The sequence below is a fragment of the Cellulomonas fengjieae genome, from assembly GCF_018388465.1.
Taxonomy (GTDB): domain Bacteria; phylum Actinomycetota; class Actinomycetes; order Actinomycetales; family Cellulomonadaceae; genus Cellulomonas; species Cellulomonas fengjieae.
The window spans coordinates 2746515-2763814 of record NZ_CP074404.1; the positions used below are offsets into that span (position 1 = coordinate 2746515).

Sequence of the window (17300 nt, forward strand, 5' to 3'; positions counted from 1 at the left end):
CCGTCAGACCGCGGTGTCCGGGTTCTTGCGAGGGCGTCCGCGACCACGCTTGGTCGCGACCACCACCCCACCGACGAACACCTCGCCGCCCCAGACGCCCCACGGCTCGGCGCGGTCGATCGCGCCGGCCAGGCACCCCTCGATCAGGGGGCACTCCCGGCACAGGGCCTTGGCCTTCTCGACGTCGGCCGTCCGCTCCGCGAACCAGAGCTCCGGGTCGTTGGACCGGCAGGGGACGCATCCGGCGACGAGCTGGTCGAACGTCTGGCGGTCGTCGGTCGCCGAAGTGCAGTCGGTAAGGGGCCACGGACCGGATCCGCCGTGGTTCACCGTGTCGAGCAGCGCGGTGAGCCGCACGATGTCCTCCTGATGTCCTTGCTGGTGAACGTGTTGCGTCGGTGCCGGACCGACTGCCAACCCGTCCGCCCGACTCATCGGGAGAACAGAAAGGCCGCGGGTCCGAGTTCGGACTCCGCGGCCTGGTGCCTCGTCGAGAGGTCAGATCATGGGAGTCCGGATGAGCTGCACGTGGTGATCGGTCGCCGGACGACGCTTCCACCCACCGAGGAGCTCGAGAGCAGTGCCGCCGATAGGCGCAGCTGTCCCCGGGATCGGGAACATGGCGGGTGCGACAGATCGCGGCAGGAACGCAGCAGCGTTCGGCATCTCGCTCTTCGTGGAATTCATCGGTGCACCCACCCCCTCTCCGGCTCGGACCCTCGCCTCTCGGCGCGATCCCTCAACAAGGACGTCGCCAACCCTAGGACCGGCCTCACACGGCGAACAACCGAATTACCGAACATTCCTCGACGAGTTTCTGCCAACACCCGATCGGCCCAGCGAGCCGGCGTCCGCGCGGCTTCCGCGGACGGCAGCCAGCACGTCCTCGCCGACGTCCGCGAGCGTCATCGGGCCCACGCCGCGGACGGCGCCCAGCTCTTCCAGCGTGCTGGGATCGGCCTGGGCGATCGCACGGATCGTGGCGCTCGTCAGGATGGAGGCGGGCTGGCGGCGCAGCTGCGCGGCGTGCTCGTCGCGCCACGAGGTGAGGCCCTCGACCACGGCCTGCTCGCGGCCGTCCAGGTCGCGGAGCGGGACGCCCGGCCGACGTCGCTCGTCGGGCCACAGGTCCGTGAGGAACCGCGAGACGCCGCGGCCGGCCCTGGCGCGCGGGTGCCGCGCCCGCGAGTACGACAGGTGAAGGTGCTCGCGCGCCCGGGTGATCCCGACGTACAGCAGCCGCCGCTCCTCGGCGAGCGCCGCGTCGGTCTGCGCCTGGACCGTGGGCAGCAGGCCGTCCGAGAGACCGACGAGGAACACCGCGTCCCACTCGAGGCCCTTGGCGGCGTGCAGCGACGCGAGCGTCACGCCCTCGACGGTCGGCGCGTGCTGGGCGGTGGCCCGCTCGTCGAGCTCCGCCACCAGGTCCGCGACGGTCGGCGGGCCGCTGCCCGTGGGCGGCGCCGCCGCGAGGGCGTCGGCGAGCGAGACGAGCGCCTGCAGCGCGTCCCAGCGCTCGCGGCTCGCGCCCCGGCCCTCCGGCGGGGTGTCCGTCCAGCCCGCGTTGCGCAGGATGTCCCGGACCGAGTCCGGCATCGGGGTCTCGGGGTCCGCGGCCCGGGCGCCGCCGCGCAGCAGCACCATGGCCTTGCGCACGTCGGCGCGCGCGAAGAACCGCGCGTTGCCCCGGACCTGGTAGGCGATGCCCCGGTCGGCGAGCGCCGCCTCGAACGCCTCCGACTGCACGTTGGTGCGGAAGAGCACGGCGATGTCAGCGGGCCCCACCCCGCCCCGGATCAGCCGCGCGATCTCGTCGGTCACGCCGGCGGCCTCGGCCTCGTCGTCCGGGTACGTCACGAACGACACGTCGGGTCCGTCGGGCCGCTGCGCCCGGAGCTCCAGCGGGCTGGGCCCGCCCGCCTTGCGGGCCGCGTGCATCACGTGGTTGGCCAGGCCCACCACCTGCGGCGTCGAGCGGTAGTCGCGGACCAGCTCGACGGTGGTGGCGCGCGGGTACGTCTTGGTGAACGACATGAGGTGGTGCGCGGAGGCTCCGGCGAACGAGTAGATGGTCTGGCTGGGGTCCCCGACGACGCAGAGCTCCTGCCGGCCACCGAGCCACTGGTCGAGCAGGTACTGCTGGAGAGGGCTGACGTCCTGGTACTCGTCGACGACGAAGTGCTGGTACTGCTCGCGGACCGAGTCGGACACGTCCCGCCGCTCGGCCAGCATGGCCGCGAGCAGGAGCAGCACGTCCTCGAAGTCGATGACGCCCTGCTGGTCCTTGGTCGACTCGTACGCGGCCATCAGCCGCGCCACCGACTGCGGGTCGATGCCGCCGGGGCCGGGTCGATCGGTGGCGGCGGCAGCCTTCACGTAGTCGTCCGCGGTGACCAGGCTGACCTTGGCCCACTCGATCTCCGACGCGAGGTCACGCACGCTCTCCCGGTCGGTCTCGATGCCGACCAGCTGCGCGGCGTGCGCGACCAGCTTGGCCTTCTGCTCGAGGATCCGCGGCGGCGGACCGCCGACGACCTTGGGCCAGAAGAAGCCGAGCTGACGCAGCGCCGCGGCGTGGAACGTGCGGGCCTGGACACCGGACGCACCCAGCAGCCGCAGCCGGGTGCGCATCTCACCGGCGGCGCGGGCGGTGAACGTGACGGCCAGCACGTTGGCCGGCCGGTACGCGCCCACCTGGATGCCGTAGGCGATGCGGTGCGTGATCGCCCTCGTCTTGCCCGTGCCGGCACCCGCGAGCACGCGCACGGGTCCCCGCAGCGTGGTGGCGACGGCGCGCTGCTCGGGATCGAGGGCGTCGAGGAGGGCTTCGGCGGACATCGGGACCAGTCTCGCAGCACGAGCCGACACGCTCGTCACCGCCCTGTGCGCGACGGGTACCGTCGGGAAGAGACCAGCTCGGCCGGGCGTTGACATGCACGGCGACCCGTCGCACCCGTCCGCACACCAGCACAGAGGGACCGATGACCACCCAGACCCTGCCCGAGGCCGGCACGATCACGATGTACTCCACGACCTGGTGCGGCTACTGCCGCCGGCTCAAGACGCAGCTGGACTCCGCAGGGATCGGCTACACCGAGGTGAACATCGAGGACCACCCGGACGCCGCCGCCCTGGTGGAGTCGGTCAACGGTGGCAACCAGACCGTCCCGACGGTCGTGTTCCCGGACGGTTCCGCGGTGACCAACCCGTCCCTCGCGCAGGTGCGCGACCGGCTCAGCTGAGCGGTCCGCCGAACCACTCCTCGACCAGCGCCCGCGCGATCGACGCCCGTCCGGGCGGGATGACGTCGCCCGCGCGCACCGCGTCCGCGAGCTCGCCGCGGGTGAACCAGCGCACCTCGGTCAGCTCGACGCCGTCCGCGCGTGCGTCGGTCGTCTCCGCCGTGGCACGGAAGCCGATCATCAGCGACGCCGGGAACGGCCACGGCTGGCTGCCGCGGTAGGACACCGCCCCGACGACGACCCCCGCCTCCTCGGCGACCTCGCGGCGCACGGCGTGCTCGAGCGACTCCCCCGGCTCGACGAAGCCCGCCAGGGTCGACCAGCGACCCTCCGCCCACTGCGCGGCGTGGCCGAGCAGGATCCTGTCGTCCGCGTCCACGACCGCCATGATCACGGCCGGGTCGGTGCGCGGGTAGTGCTCGGAGGCGTCGGCGACGCAGACCCGCGTCCAGCCGGACTGGGCCACCCGGGTGCGGGCGCCGCAGCGCGGGCAGCGCGGGTGCCGTGCGTGCCAGCCGTCGAGCGCGACGGCCGTGGTGGCCAGGCCCGCGTCGTCCGCGGACAGCTCCGCGCCCATGTCCCGCAGCGGCGTCCATGTCAGACCGTCGGGCAGGGCACGCCGCTCGGGCGTCGGGTCCGGGCCGGCCGGGACCGGGTGCACGAGGACGTCGGACGGCACGCCGACCGGCGGTGCGGGACGACGCTGCGCGACGCGCCGCGCGAGATACGCCTCGCCGGCCTCGCCGCGGCCGAGCAGCAGCCACCCGCCGTCGTCCGCGTCGTCCATGCGCTCCGTACCGTCTGTGCCGGCTGTGCCGTCTGCGCCGGCCGTCCCGGCCATCCCGGCCAGGTGCGCCGCCTGTGCCGGCTCCAGCAGCGCCACCCGCGGTCCCGTGGACGTCACGACCGCTCCGTCACTCACCAGCAGCACGCGCGTCGCGGGGTCCGCGAGCGCCGCACGCAGGTGGTCGCCCCCGGGGCGCAGGTGCGCGGCACGGTCGATTCCGGCACGGGACAGCGGCAGGGCATCCGGATCGATCACGCCGGTCACGGTACGCGGCGGTGCCCCGTGGGGCGCGCGCGGGCCCGGCGACGCGGGCCGGGACGGGACGAACCGGGCGCAGACACGCCGGGCCGGTCCACGGGGGTCGGCCGTGCCGCCTGCCTATCCTGTGCGGGTGGTTCGATCCCCTCTCGCCCTCGCCGCGCTGGCGACCGTCGCCGTCCCGGGACTCGACGCCTTCGACGTCCGGCGTCCGGCCCGACCCGGGACCGACTTCGACACCGCGGTCGTGATCGACGGCCACCGCAACCGGTGGGTCGTGCGCGCGCCGCAGCACGCCGCCGCGGGCGCCGCGCTCGAGGCCGAGGTCGTGCTCCTGAGCATGCTCAGCGCCGAGTGCGAGGCGGGACGGCTCCCGTTCGCCGTCCCCGCCCCCGTCGGGTTCGCGCACCTGCCCGAGGGCGGTCGCGCGGCCGTGCACGCCGAGATCCCCGGCGGTCCCCTCCGCCTCGAACGTCTCGCTCCCGGACCCGGCCTGGCCGCCGCGCTCGGCCGCGCGATCGCCGCGGTGCACGAGCTGCCCACCAGCCTGGTCGAGAATGCCGGTCTGCCCGCCTACGACGCCGGCGAGTACCGCCAGCGCCGTCAGGCGGAGGTGGACGAGGCCGCCCGCACGGGCAAGGTCCCGCCCGCCCTGCTGCGGCGCTGGGAGGAGCGGCTCGAGGACGTCGCGCTGTGGCGCTTCCGGCCGACGGTCGTGCACGGCGACCTGACCAGCGACCGCGTGCTCGTGCACGGGGACACCGTGACCGGGCTCCTGCACTGGGGCGACGCCTGCGTGGCCGACCCGGCCGACGACCTCGCGTGGCTCCTGGTCACCGCGCCTGCGGACGCCATGGACTCGATCATGGAGGCGTACCAGATGCGCCGGACCGAGCTCACCGACCCGCACCTGGCCGACCGTGCGCTGCTCGCAGGTGAGCTGGCACTGGCTCGGTGGCTGCTCTACGGGGTCCGGACGCAGGACGACGAGATCATCGACGACGCCGTCGCGATGCTCGAGGACCTCGACGCCCACACCCGTGAGGACCACGACGCAGAGGCCGCACCGCAGCTGGCGTGACCGAGCGTCCCGTCGCCTGGGGCGGGCTGCACGACGCGCGCGACCTGACGCTGCCGGCCGGTGTCGTCCGGCACCACCGCCCCGGCGAGGGGTGGGGCGCCGAGTTCATAGGCCGCCGGGGCGAGCTGCTCACGCCCGGCTGCTCCGAGCACCCCGGCCCCCTCAGTCGGTGTCGAACAGCGTCGGCGCCGCGCGTGGCGCGGCTTTCGGCCGCTCCCAGCCCGCTCGACGCCGCCCGCCCGCGTTCGCCCGGGCGCCCGGGCGGTTGACGCGCGGCGCGACGGCATCGGCACCCTGCGGGCCGTCCGTCCGCGTGGTCGCGCGGAGCAGCGCGGCGATCTCCGCCTCGTCGAGCAGCCGCTCCGGGTACACCGTGACTCCCGCGCCCACGTAGCAGAACGCCGCACGGACGCGTTCGAGCGGGGTGCCCGTCCAGCGCGACCAGGCGAGGCGGTAGACGGCCAGCTGCAGCTCGCGGGCCGCACGGGCGGTCTCGTCCTTCGGTGGCGCCCCGGTCTTCCAGTCGACGACCACCACCCCGTCCGGTCGGCCCGCGTCGGCACCGGTAACCGTGCCGGTCCTCGTGCTCGTGCCAGTGCCGGTGCCGGTGCCGGTGCCGGTGCCGGTGTCCGGGAAGACCGCGTCGATCCGGGAGCGCAGCACGTAGCCCTCCACCGAGATCTCGATGTCGACCTCCACGGCCACCGGCGACCGGTCCGCCCACTCCGTGGCCAGGAAAGCCTCACGCAGCGCCCGCTCGTCCAGGTCGACCACCGCCGAGTCGTCGTCGGCACCCGGCAGGGCGTCGACGTCCACCAGCGACGCGCGGCCGTACCAGCCCTCGACCCAGGCGTGGAAGCGCGTGCCGCGCCGCGCCTGCGGCGACGGCTCCGCCGGCACGGGCCTGCGCAGGTGCTGAGCGAACTCCGCCGGGTCACCCTCGAGCCGCACCAGCGCTGACGCGGACAGGTGCGCGGGCAGCTCCACCTCGCCCGACGGCGTGCGGACGCGCTCACGCTCGGCGAGCAGGCGGTCGGCCAGCACCTCCCAGGGGTGCGGGAGCGACTCCTCCCCGTCCTGCGTGCTGGCCTGCGCCGCACCCTGGGCGTGCGCCGCCATCGCGGCGCGGACCCGGTCGGCGGCGTCCTCGACGTGCGTGCGCCTGCTCGGCCCGCTCTCGGTGCCGAACGGGTCCGCTGGCCACGTCGCCGTGAGCACGAGCGACGCCCGGGGGTTGCTCCCCGCCGCGTCCGGAGGCTGCTCCCAGCCGGCCGCCTCGACGAGGCCGGCCTCCGCGAGCTCGGTGAGGAACGTCGAGACCTTCCGCACGCGCGTGCCGTCGCCCCACCACGCCGCGGTGAGGAGGAGGTCGGAGCGCGCGCGAGTCAGGGCGACGTACGCCAGCCGCCGTTCCTCCGCGACCTGGTGGTCCCCGGCGTCGAGCACAAACTGCTTGCGCCGCTCCTCCAGCTCCTTGGGGTCCTCCGCGCCGGCGTAGGCGAAGACCGGCAGGTCGTGACGGTCGCCGCGCAGCGGGTACGGCAGGGACCCGAGGCCGGTCAGCCAGGCCGAGTCCTTCGGTCCGTCCTTGCCCTGGGTGGCCGTGGCGGGCAGACCGCCGTCGACCAGACCGGCCACCGCGACGACGTCCCACTCGAGCCCCTTGGCCGCGTGCACGGTGATCAGCTGCACCGCGTCGGGATCGGGCTCGGAGACCGGCATGTCGAGGCCGTTCTCTCGGCTGTCGGCCGCCTCGAGCCAGGCGAGGAACCCGCCGAGGTTCGGGTGGTCCGCCGAGCGGGCGAACTCCACGGCCACGTCCCGGAACGCGTCGAGCTGCGCCCGGGCACGGCCGGGCGACGTGCGCGCCCGCGCGGCGACCTCGATGTCCAGGCCCAGGAGTCGCTCGGCCTCCCCGACCAGCTCCGGCACCGACAGGTACGTATGCGAGCGGAGCACCCGCAGCGTCGCCGCCAGGTCCGCGAGCCGGGCCCGGCCCACCGCACTGAGGGTCCGGCCGCCACGGCTGGTCCAGCCCTCGACGGGCAGCTCGGTGATCGCGTCGAGCGCATCCACGATGCTGCGTTCGTCCACGGCGTCCGCCTCGACGACGACGTCGTCGGCATCCGTGCCCGCCTCGACGTCGCCGACGCCCGTGCCCGCCGCGCCCTCACCGGCACCCGGGCCCGCCGTGCCGTCGCCCGTGACGCCGTCGAGCGGCACACCACGAGCGCGCCCGCGGGCCGTGCCACCGTGCCGCGCGGCCAGCTCGCCGGACCAGGCCGCGAGCGCGTGCAGGTCCGAGGCGCCCAGCCGCGTGCGCGCCCCGGTGAGCAGGCGCATGAGCGCATCCCCGCGCGACGGGTCGTGCGCCGTCTGCAGGAGCGCGACGAGGTCGACCACCTCGGGAGCGGACAGCAGCCCGCCGAGCCCGACCACCTCGACCGGCAGCCCGGCGTCCCGCAGCGCCCGTCGCAGGACCTCGAACTGGGACCGCTTGCGGCACAGCACCGCGGCGGTGACCCGGTCGCGTCCGGGACCCGCCGGCCGCCAGCGTTCGCGGACGAACTCGGCAACCGCCCGTGCCTCGTCCTCGACCGTCTCGCCGACGTGCGCGTGCACCCGACCCTCGCCCGCCCCCGGCCGGGCGGCCAGGACCGGCACGGCCACCCGCGTCGCGGCGGCACGCAGGGGCGCCGCGACGTGGTTCGCCGCGGCGAGGATCACACGGTCGTTGCGCCACGAGGTCGACAGCTGGTGCACGTCCGCCGGGGAGCGGGAGCCGTCCGCGTGGACCTGCGGGAAGGACGTCGGGAAACCCTCGAGGCCACCGGCGCTCGCGCCACGCCACCCGTAGATCGACTGGTGCGGGTCGCCCACCGCGGTCACCGGGTGGCCACCGCCGAACAGCGCTCCGAGGAGCGTCAGCTGGGCGTAGGAGGTGTCCTGGTACTCGTCGAGCAGCACCACGCGGAACCGTTGCCGCTCACCGGCACCCACCTCCGGCACGTCCAGCGCGAGCTGCGCGGCGAGCGCCACCTGATCGCCGAAGTCGATCGCGTCGGCCGCGCGCTTGCGCGACCGGTACTCCGCGACCAGGTCCAGCACGCGGACGCGCTCGCCGAGCGAGCGCATCAGCCGCCTCACGTCCGCGTACGGCTCGCGCGGCGGCGTGCCGGGCGGCGTCGCGGCGAGCGCCTCGAGGATGGCCTCGATCCCCGACCGGGCACCGGCTGCGTCCAGCAGGTGCTCGTCGAGCGCACCGGACAGCGCGAGCACCGCCTCGATCACGGTCGAGGTCGCGGCGTCGGTGTCCAGGTCGTCGCTCCACGCCTCCACCACCTCGGACGCCAGCTGCCACTGCGCGGCCTCGCCCAGCAGCCGCGCGGACGGGTCGAGGCCGATCCGCAGGGCGTGGTCGGCCACGAGGGATGCCGCGTAGGAGTTGTAGGTGGAGATCGTCGGGCGGGCCAGCCCCGCGAGCCCGGCAGCACGCTCGGGGTCGACCTGGCCACCGAGGGTGACGCCCTCGGCCGCGGCCGACCGGGCCAGGGTGCGCAGCCGCTTGCGCACCCGCTCGGCCAGCTCGCCCGCCGCCTTGCGGGTGAAGGTCAGCCCCAGCACCTGCTCCGGCTCCACCAGACCGTTCGCCAGCAACCAGACGACCCGCGCCGCCATCGTCTCGGTCTTGCCCGAGCCGGCACCCGCCACCACCAGCGACGGGCCGAGCGGCGCCTCGATGACCACGCGCTGCTCGTCCGTGGGCGAGGGCTGGCCGACCAGGGCAGCGATCTGTTCCGCGGAGAGCCTCACGCGACCACCTGCCCGCCCTCGCCGCGGACCGGGCAGGACCGGCGCACGGGGCACCGGTCGCACAGGTCGTTGGCGGTCGCCTCGAACGTCGACGCGGCCATGCGGTCCGCCACCTGGTCGACCATCGTGCGCGCCCAGCTGGGGCCGTCCACCTCGGGCCCGAGCGCGTCCTGCGAGCGCGTCACGGCGGTCGCGCCGGTGCCGAGGAAGACCAGCTGCGCACCACCGCTGGTCGCCCCCTCGGGCAGGCCCTCGAACGCGCCCGCGTCGACCGCCAGCTGGTAGGCGCCCAGCTGCGGGTTCTCCGCCGCCTTGCTCACGCTGGGTGGGCTGGCGCCGGTCTTCAGGTCGACCACGCGCACCACCGGCCCGGCGTCGTCGTCCTGCACGAGCTCGATCCGGTCGACCGAGCCGCGCAGCGACGCGCGGTCGGTGTCAAGGGCGAAGGCGCCCTCGACCAGGAGCGGTCTGCCGGACGTCCGCAGGTACACGGCGAGCCGGTGCACCATCGCGTCCGCCTTGCGCCGGGTGGCGAGCGCGGGCCAGCCGGCGCCGAGCCCCAGCTCACCCCACCGTCGGTCGAGCTCCGCGGACAGCTGCTCCTCGGTGCCCTGCGGGTGCTCCTGCGCGATCGCGTGCAGCAGCGTGCCCAGGCTCTGCCCCCCGCTGGCCGACGACGTGCCGCCGGCGGCCTCCAGCGCCCACCGCAGGGCGCAGCGCTGCGCGGTCTCCACCTTGGACGGCGAGACCGGCACCCGCTCGTCCGGCGCCCACAGCGGCGCGTCGCTCGACGGCGCTGCGAGCCCGGACCACTGCGCGGGGTCCGCTCCCGTGACGTCGGCGGCGGCCAGCCGTGCGAGCGTGCGCGCGGCCGCCGGGTCCGGCTCGACACCGTCCACCGCCGCCTGCTCGAGGTGGGCCCGCAGCTGCGCGACGAGTCCCCGCAGGTCGAGCGGAGCGGGCACGCTGGTGCGTCGGGTCTCGGCCTCGTCCCCGGAGGGGTCCACCAGCTCGAGGAACGGTGACGGCTGGTGGTCGGCGTCGTCGACTGCGGCGACCAGCAGACGACGGCGCGCGCGCGAGCACGCCACCAGGAACGAGCGCAGCTCGTCCGCCAGCACCGCGTCGCGCGCAGCGGCGGCCGCCTCGGCGTCGTCCGACGCGCCGGGCACCGAGCGGCCCGCGACGAGGTCCACCAGCGCCTGCGCGCCGAGCAGCGAGTCGCGCAGCCGCAGGTCGGGCCACGACCCCTCCTGCACCCCGGCGACCACGACGACGTCCCACTCCCGCCCCGCGGCGCCGGCCGGGGTGAGCACCTGGACCGACGCCCTGCGCGCGCGTGCCGCCAGGGAGTCCGACGGGAGGTCCTGCGCCTGCAACCAGTCCACGAACGCGGCCGGCGTCGAGCGCGGCATGCGGTCGACGAACGTCTCCGCCGCACGGAACAGGGCCAGCACGGCGTCGAGGTCGCGGTCCGCCCGCTCCCCCGCCGCACCGCCCGCGAGCGCCGACCGTCGCCAGGGGTCGGCCTGCTCGGCCGCGCGCCACAGCGCCCACAGGACGGTCTGCGCGTCGGCGCCGGTCTGCGCCGCCGCCTCGCGACCGGCCGCCAGGACCCGCGCCAGCCGCCCGATCGGCCGCGCGCCGCCGGGCAGGTCCGCGGGCTCGCCGGAGCCGAGGGCCTCGACCAGCAGCGCGTCGCTGGTGCGCCCGCCACCCGCCGCGAGCTCGTCGGTGCGCAGCGCCCGGCGCACCCGCCGCAGGCCCACGGTGTCGAGCCCGCCCAGCGGTGAGCAGGCCAACCGGGCGGCCGTGGTCGCGTCCAGCGGAGCGGCGCCGACGCTCACCCGCATCGCGTCGAGCAGCGGCCGGACCGCCGGCTCCTCACGCAGCGGGACGTCGCTGCCCAGCACGCTCACCGGCACCGACGCGGCGGCGAGCGCACGGCGCAGCGCGGTCACCTGTGCACCGGAGCGCGCCACGACGGCCATCGCGTCCCACGCGACACCCTCCTCGACGTGGGCGCTGCGCAGCGCGTGCGCCACGAACGCCGCCTCCTGCGCGGTGCTCGGCAGCACGGCCACCCGCACGTCGCCCGCGCCGGGGCGCGCCGCGCCCGCACGGCGGTGCTGCACGCCGCCGACCGCGCCGACACGCTCCGCGATCCGGCCGGCCACGGACCGCAGCCCGGCATCGTGGCGCCACGCGGTGCGCAGGACGATCGTGCGCGCGCCCAGCTCCCCCGGGCCGGGTCCGTGCAGGCCGGCGCGGCCGACCAGCGACGGCGTGGCACCGCGGAACGTCTGCACGGCCGCGTCGGGGTCCGCGAGCAGCACCACCCGGGCGCCGTCGTCGGCCAGCACCCGCAGCAGGCGCGCGGTGGCCGTCGTGCTCTCCTGGTGGTCGTCGACCACGACCAGCCGCCAGCGCGGCCGGGAACCCGGGAGCTCGTCGTCCCACGTGAGCAGGGCCTGCGCGGCCTCGTCGACGACCACCGCGGGATCCAGCCGTGCGCCCAGGTCCGGGGTGCCGGTGCGCAGCTCGACCACGTCGAGGTACTCCTCGTACAGCCGGGCGGCGCTGGCCCAGACGGGCCGGCCGTGCGACCGGGCGAGCGCCGCCAGGTCGACCGGGCTCAGGCCGCGCTCCGCCGCGCGCATGAGCAGGTCGCGCAGCTCGTCGCGGAACGGGCGCAGGCCGAGCACGTCCGGGCGCACCTCGGGCGGCCAGGCGAGCGGCACGCCCTCGCCCGCGGCGTGCCCGGCCAGCAGGTCGGCGATCAGGAGATCCTGCTCGGCGCCGGACACCAGCGTCGGCACCGGCTCTCCCAGCAGGGACGCGCGCGCACGGAGGACCGAGAACGCGGCCGCCGCCGCCGTCTGGACGAGCGGGCGGCCCGACGTCCGTCGCAGGCGCGCGGACACCCGGTCGCGCAGGTCCGCGGCCGCGCGGCGCCCGGAGGCGAGCACCAGCACGTCCTCGGGGGACAGCCCGCCCTCCACCGCCGCCACGACCGTCTCGAGCGCGACCGTCGTCTTGCCGGTGCCGGGCGCACCGAGCACCAGCACCGCGGGGTCCGTCGCGGCGACCGCCGCCGCCTGCTCGGGATCGAGCTGGACCGTGGCCCCCGGCCCACCCGCGGGGACGTCCGCGAGAGCCGGACGCACGAGGCGCAGGCCGGGCGGAGAGCTGGTCACACGAACGATCCCATCACGAGCCACCGACACCGGGACGCACGACCCGCGCGGGCGGGTCAGACGGTCAGGGGAACGGCCACGCGTTGGGGATGCAGGGCGCCGCGCGGTACGACTGCTGCTGCATCAGCGGCGCCAGCTCGCCCGGCCCGGAGCAGCGCTCGTGCCGGTGACCGAGCAGGTGCCCGACCTCGTGGTTGACCAGGTACTGCCGGTACAGCACTTTGTCGGCGGCGAGCTCCTCGGTCGCCAGCACCCAGCGGCGCAGGTTCAGCACCGCGTGCCCCCGCGTCCCGCAGGACACCTCGCCGGCCGTGTCGAGCGGGGCGCACAGGTCGTCGACCGCCGTCGGTGAGGCCAGGAGCACCCGCAGCTCGGCAGCGCCGTCGGTGCGGGCGAAGGAGAGCGACCCGTCGGCGCCCCAGCCGCGCGGGTCGTTCAGCGTCGCCATGACGGTCGCCGCGAAGGCCGGCCCGTCGACGGCCAGCCCGTCCTCGACCTCGACGCGCACGGTGCGTACGGCGCCGGTGCCCGGTCCGGGGTCGGTGCCGGGTACGACGCTGAACGTCCCCGCACCCGACTCGGGGATGTCGGCGGACAGCAGCCCGGCCGCCATGTCCTGCGCGGTGAGGCCGGGTGGGAGCGCGACGATGCCCGGAGGCGGTTCGCTGGGGAGCATGCCGAGCGGTACCTCGACGGGGTCGGGCGCCAGCATCGCGCGGTCCCCGGACCGGCTCTGCGCGCCGAACCTCTCGACCGCGTCCGCGCCGGGCAGTGCCGCCGCCGCGGGTGCCTCCTCGGCCGCCGCCGACGTCCGCGGCCGGTGCTCCGTCCACAGCCCGGTCCCGACACCGACGGACAGGCCCAGCGCGACCGCGACCAGCGCCGGGACCGTCCGGCCGGCGCGCGACGGCCCGCGACGGACCCTGCGGGTACCCCGACGAGGGACCGGGCGGAGTCGGCGTGCTCGCACCGGTCCCTGGTCCGTCCCGAGCGGTTCCGGGGTCGTCACCGGGACATCGTCGCATCCCGGACACCTGTCGTCGCTACCATCGCGGGATGACGGACGGGACAGGCGACACGAACCCGCGGGCGAGGAGCCCTCGCATGGCTCGTGACGAACGCCGAGCGCAGGTCCTGCGCATCGCGCAGGAGCTGTTCTCCTCCGAGGGGTTCCACCACGTCTCGATGGACGACATCGCGGACCGGGCCGAGGTCAGCAAGCCCGTCCTGTACCGCCACTTCCCCTCCAAGCTCGACCTCTACCTGGCGGTCGTCGACCAGAACGGGGCGGACCTGCTCGTGGCGGTCGAGACGGCCGTCTCCGCGATCGAGCAGGGGCCGGTCCGCCGCGGTGACGGACGCGACGTCATCTCGGCGATCGTCGAGGCGTACGTCATGTTCGTCGAGGGCGCAGGAGAGTCCTCCGCGCTGCTCTTCGAGTCCGACGTCACCCACGACGCCGACGTCCGGGCCCGGGTCGAGCGCGCGTCCTCGGAGGCCGCCCGGCGCATCGCCGTCGTTCTGTCGCAGGTCACGGCCCTGCCGCTGGAGGAGGCGAGCATCCTCGCCGTCTCGCTCATCTCGATGGCGCAGGGCGCCGCGACGTACCGCCTGCGCCAGCCGACCGAGGTCAGCGCCGAGCGCACCGTCCACCTGGTGACCCAGGTGGCCTGGGGAGGGGTGTCCGCGCTGATCCGGCCCGACTTCGTCTACGAGGACGCCTAGGATCGGACCACGTGCCGCGGCCCACCGGGCTGTGGCACACCAGGTACGACCTGAGAAGCCACAGCGTGGAGTAAAGGACGTGAAGGATATGACGGTGGAGATCACCATCGGCGTGCAGAACCTGCCGCGGGAGATCAGTCTCGAGTCCGACCAGACGCCGGACGAGGTCGCCGCCGCCGTGGCCGCCGCGCTGAGCGGCCGGCCGGCCCTGGAGCTCGTGGACACGCGCGGTCGACGCGTCATCGTGCCGACCGCGAGCCTCGGCTACGTGGAGATCGGCTCCGAGACGAAGGGCCGCGTCGGCTTCGGCAACATCTGACCGACGTACACGAGAGCCCCGCCGGACCGGTTCCGGCGGGGCTCTCGCGCGTGGTCAGGCGGTCAGACCGAGCCGGCTCATGCGCCGCGTGTGCTGGGCCGTGAGCTCGCCGAAGAGCTTGCTCGGGGCGTTCGCCGGCGCCGCCTGCGGGCCGGCCGAGCCCAGGGCGACGAGGCGCACCAGGGCCGGGTGCTGCACCAGCAGCCGCTGGACCACGCCCAGCGCCTCGCCGACGAGCCGGCGGCCCCACAGCGCGAGCCGGGCGGTCAGGACCCCGTCCTTCGACCCCGCCGCGTCGAGCTCCGCGACGGCCAGCTCGGCGTGCGAGGCGTCGTCGAGCACCTCGAGCACCAGCGTGCGGGACTCCTCGTCGAGGCCCTCGGCCGCGAGGCGGCAGAAGTCGTCGGCCACGCCGTACCCCACGTAGGCCTTCAGCAGCCGCTCCCACCACGAGCTCGGCGGGGTGCGCGCGTCGAAGTCGTCCAGCACCCCGTCGTAGGGGCGGACGGCGGCGACCGGGTCGCCGCCGATCTCGCCGATGCGGGCCAGCACGCGGTCACGGCGGGCGACCGCGGCCGACGCGAACCGGCTGAGCTCGAGGCGCTGCTCGATGGTCGGAGCGAGCGCCGAGTCCGCGGCCAGCCGTACGAAGGCCATGTGCTCGAGCTGGGCGACGAGGCCGAGGAGCTCGATCGCGTCCGCGAGGTCCGCGGAGCCCGCGGCGGGGAGCGGCTCGGCACCGGTCTGTGCGTGCGTCGTCGTCATCCGAGGATCGTAGCCCCGGGGCCTTGGCGGGCCGCACGGCGGGGTGCACCCGACGTGGCGGTCCCGTCGGATAGACTGTGCAGGTAATTCGGTTGCCCGGTCGTCTCGGTATTCCCGTTAGCTCGACGATCAGACCCATTCTCGCGCAGCCCCGGACCCGTCCGGACGACGCGCGCGAGTCGACTTGCACGATCGGCTGCCGGCCAACCCGCGTGGTGAACTCCGCTGTCGCCCGGGACGCTCCGACACCCGTCGGCCCCGGCGCGCGCGGCACACCACCCTTCGCAGTGAAGAGTCCTCGTGACCACCACAGACGAGTCGCCGGAGCAGGTCTCTGCTCTGGCCGAGCCCATGACCCGACCCCTGAAGAACACCTGGTCCTCCGTGCAGGCGGTGGAGGCCTCGTTCGCGGACTTCGACGTCCGCCCGGAGATCGTGCAGGCGCTGGCCGATGCCGGCATCACGCACCCGTTCCCCATCCAGGCCATGACGCTGCCGGTCGCACTCTCCGGCCACGACATCATCGGCCAGGCCAAGACCGGTACCGGCAAGACGCTGGGCTTCGGCGTCCCGCTGCTGCACCGCGTCGTCGCCCCCGGCGAGGAGGGCTACGACCAGCTGGCCCACCCCGGCAAGCCGCAGGCGCTCGTCGTCGTCCCGACGCGCGAGCTCGCCGTGCAGGTGGCCGGTGACCTGGCCACCGCGTCCTCGCGCCGGTCCGTGCGCGTGCTGCAGGTCTACGGCGGCCGCGCGTACGAGCCGCAGATCGCCGCCCTGAACGACGGCGTCGACGTGGTCGTCGGCACCCCGGGCCGCATGATCGACCTGCTCAAGCAGAAGCACCTCGACCTGTCGCACGTGAAGGCCGTCGTGCTCGACGAGGCCGACGAGATGCTCGACCTGGGCTTCCTGCCCGACGTCGAGACGCTGCTGTCGGCGACCCCCGCCAGCCGCCACACGATGCTGTTCTCGGCCACCATGCCGGGCGCCGTCGTCGCGATGGCGCGCCGCTACATGACGCAGCCGACGCACATCCGTGCCGCCGACCCGGACGACGACGGCCGCCAGACCGTCAAGAACATCAAGCAGGTCGTCTACCGCGCCCACGCCCTCGACAAGGTCGAGATGCTGGCCCGCATCCTGCAGGCGCGCGGCCGCGGTCTGACGATCGTGTTCGCCCGCACCAAGCGCACGGCCGCCAAGGTGGCCGACGACCTGGTCGAGCGCGGCTTCGCCGCCGGCGCCCTGCACGGCGACCTCGGCCAGGGCGCCCGCGAGCAGGCCCTGCGCGCGTTCCGGCACGGCAAGGTCGACGTCCTCGTGGCCACCGACGTCGCGGCCCGCGGCATCGACGTCGAGGCCGTCACGCACGTCATCAACTACCAGTGCCCCGAGGACGAGAAGACGTACCTGCACCGCACCGGCCGCACCGGCCGCGCGGGTGCCAAGGGCACGGCCGTCACGTTCGTCGACTGGGACGACATCCCGCGCTGGGGCCTGATCGACAAGGCGCTCGGCCTGGGCATCCCCGCCCCGATCGAGTCCTACTCCAGCTCACCGCACGTCTACGCGGACCTCGACATCCCCGAGGGGACCAAGGGCCGGCTGCCGAAGGCGCAGCAGACCCGCGAGGGGCTGGGCGCCGAGAAGCTCGAGGACCTGGGCGAGACCGGCAAGCGCGGCGGGCGCCCGGGCGGCTCGCACTCCGACCAGATCCGCGGCAACGGCCGTGACTCGCGCGGCGACTCGCGTCGGGGCAGCGACTCGCGCTCCGGGGCGTCCGCCCCGCGGCGCACCGAGGAGCCGGTCGCCCGCACGCCCGAGCCGAGCGCTCCGAGCGCCGGCGACGAGACCGGCGACGGCCGTGAGGGCGGCGCGCGCCGCCGCCGTGGCGGTCGCGGGCGCGGTCGCGCGGAGGGCGGGTCCGACGTGACCCAGCCCGCGTCGGCGTCCGACGGTCCGGCCGCGGCCGAGGGCACCTCCGCTGAGGGCACCAGCCGCCGCAGCCGCAACCGCCGCCGGACGCGCAGCGGGCAGGACGGCGCCGCGCAGGCGACCGCCACCGAGGGCTGACTCAGGACACGCACGAAAGGGGCGCGGCTCGACGAGCCGC

The 17300-nt window shown here is 75.4% G+C and carries 12 protein-coding genes; 5 read left to right on the top strand and 7 right to left on the bottom strand.

The genetic code is table 11. The annotated features are described in order from the left end of the window. Positions 1–3: 3 nt before the first annotated feature. Positions 4–357, bottom strand: a complete 354-nt coding sequence (locus KG102_RS12600; RefSeq protein ID WP_249667314.1) for a WhiB family transcriptional regulator — start codon at positions 355–357, stop codon at positions 4–6. A 435-nt stretch (positions 358–792) separates the two neighbouring features. Continuing rightward, on the bottom strand, positions 793–2838 hold the full coding sequence (locus KG102_RS12605; RefSeq protein WP_208288526.1) for an ATP-dependent helicase: 2046 nt from the start codon (positions 2836–2838) through the stop codon (positions 793–795). 143 nt (positions 2839–2981) lie between these two features. On the opposite strand from KG102_RS12605, the gene KG102_RS12610 reads away from it, so the two are divergent. Further along, positions 2982–3242, top strand: a complete 261-nt coding sequence (locus KG102_RS12610) for a mycoredoxin (RefSeq protein WP_208211921.1) — start codon at positions 2982–2984, stop codon at positions 3240–3242. Here KG102_RS12610 and nudC read toward each other — a convergent pair. After that, complete coding sequence (gene nudC, locus KG102_RS12615) at positions 3235–4284, bottom strand: NAD(+) diphosphatase (protein ID WP_372438217.1); 1050 nt, start codon at positions 4282–4284, stop codon at positions 3235–3237. The genes KG102_RS12610 and nudC overlap by 8 nt on opposite strands. Before the next feature lie 136 nt (positions 4285–4420). Between nudC and KG102_RS12620 the strand changes: the two genes are divergently transcribed. Continuing rightward, positions 4421–5368, top strand: a complete 948-nt coding sequence (locus tag KG102_RS12620; protein ID WP_208288523.1) for a phosphotransferase — start codon at positions 4421–4423, stop codon at positions 5366–5368. Between the two features lie 162 nt (positions 5369–5530). On the opposite strand, the gene KG102_RS12625 is transcribed toward KG102_RS12620, so the two are convergent. The 3 genes from KG102_RS12625 to KG102_RS12635 form a co-directional block, all read right to left on the bottom strand. Then, positions 5531–9181 carry an ATP-dependent DNA helicase gene (locus KG102_RS12625; protein WP_208288521.1) on the bottom strand — a complete coding sequence of 1217 codons (3651 nt, stop codon included), beginning with the start codon at positions 9179–9181 and terminating at the stop codon, positions 5531–5533. Next, the gene (locus KG102_RS12630) at positions 9178–12378 is read right to left on the bottom strand and encodes an ATP-dependent helicase (protein WP_208288520.1); all 3201 of its coding nucleotides are present in this window, start codon (positions 12376–12378) and stop codon (positions 9178–9180) included. Before KG102_RS12630 ends, KG102_RS12625 begins: the two co-directional genes overlap by 4 nt. Before the next feature lie 64 nt (positions 12379–12442). Then, on the bottom strand, positions 12443–13387 hold the full coding sequence (locus tag KG102_RS12635) for a DUF3152 domain-containing protein (protein ID WP_249667315.1): 945 nt from the start codon (positions 13385–13387) through the stop codon (positions 12443–12445). 95 nt (positions 13388–13482) lie between these two features. On the opposite strand from KG102_RS12635, the gene KG102_RS12640 reads away from it, so the two are divergent. Continuing rightward, the gene (locus tag KG102_RS12640; RefSeq protein ID WP_243883900.1) at positions 13483–14103 is read left to right on the top strand and encodes a TetR/AcrR family transcriptional regulator; all 621 of its coding nucleotides are present in this window, start codon (positions 13483–13485) and stop codon (positions 14101–14103) included. A gap of 94 nt (positions 14104–14197) precedes the next feature. Continuing rightward, positions 14198–14422 carry a DUF3107 domain-containing protein gene (locus KG102_RS12645; protein ID WP_208212666.1) on the top strand — a complete coding sequence of 75 codons (225 nt, stop codon included), beginning with the start codon at positions 14198–14200 and terminating at the stop codon, positions 14420–14422. A 54-nt stretch (positions 14423–14476) separates the two neighbouring features. On the opposite strand, the gene KG102_RS12650 is transcribed toward KG102_RS12645, so the two are convergent. Next, the gene (locus KG102_RS12650; protein WP_208211930.1) at positions 14477–15187 is read right to left on the bottom strand and encodes a ferritin-like fold-containing protein; all 711 of its coding nucleotides are present in this window, start codon (positions 15185–15187) and stop codon (positions 14477–14479) included. A 351-nt stretch (positions 15188–15538) separates the two neighbouring features. Here KG102_RS12650 and KG102_RS12655 point away from each other — a divergent pair, with 351 nt between their 5' ends. Continuing rightward, positions 15539–17260: a DEAD/DEAH box helicase gene (locus KG102_RS12655; protein WP_208289020.1), complete on the top strand. Its 1722-nt coding sequence runs from the start codon at positions 15539–15541 to the stop codon at positions 17258–17260. The last annotated feature ends 40 nt before the right edge of the window (positions 17261–17300 follow it).

Bases quoted from the DNA above. Each gene is read 5' to 3' on its own strand.
- KG102_RS12605 (WP_208288526.1), bottom strand. From the start codon at position 2,838: ATGTCCGCCGAAGCCCTCCTCGACGCCCTCGATCCCGAGCAGCGCGCC.
- KG102_RS12610 (WP_208211921.1), top strand. From the start codon at position 2,982: ATGACCACCCAGACCCTGCCCGAGGCCGGCACGATCACGATGTACTCC.
- KG102_RS12640 (WP_243883900.1), top strand. From the start codon at position 13,483: ATGGCTCGTGACGAACGCCGAGCGCAGGTCCTGCGCATCGCGCAGGAG.
- KG102_RS12650 (WP_208211930.1), bottom strand. From the start codon at position 15,187: ATGACGACGACGCACGCACAGACCGGTGCCGAGCCGCTCCCCGCCGCG.
- KG102_RS12655 (WP_208289020.1), top strand. From the start codon at position 15,539: ATGACCCGACCCCTGAAGAACACCTGGTCCTCCGTGCAGGCGGTGGAG.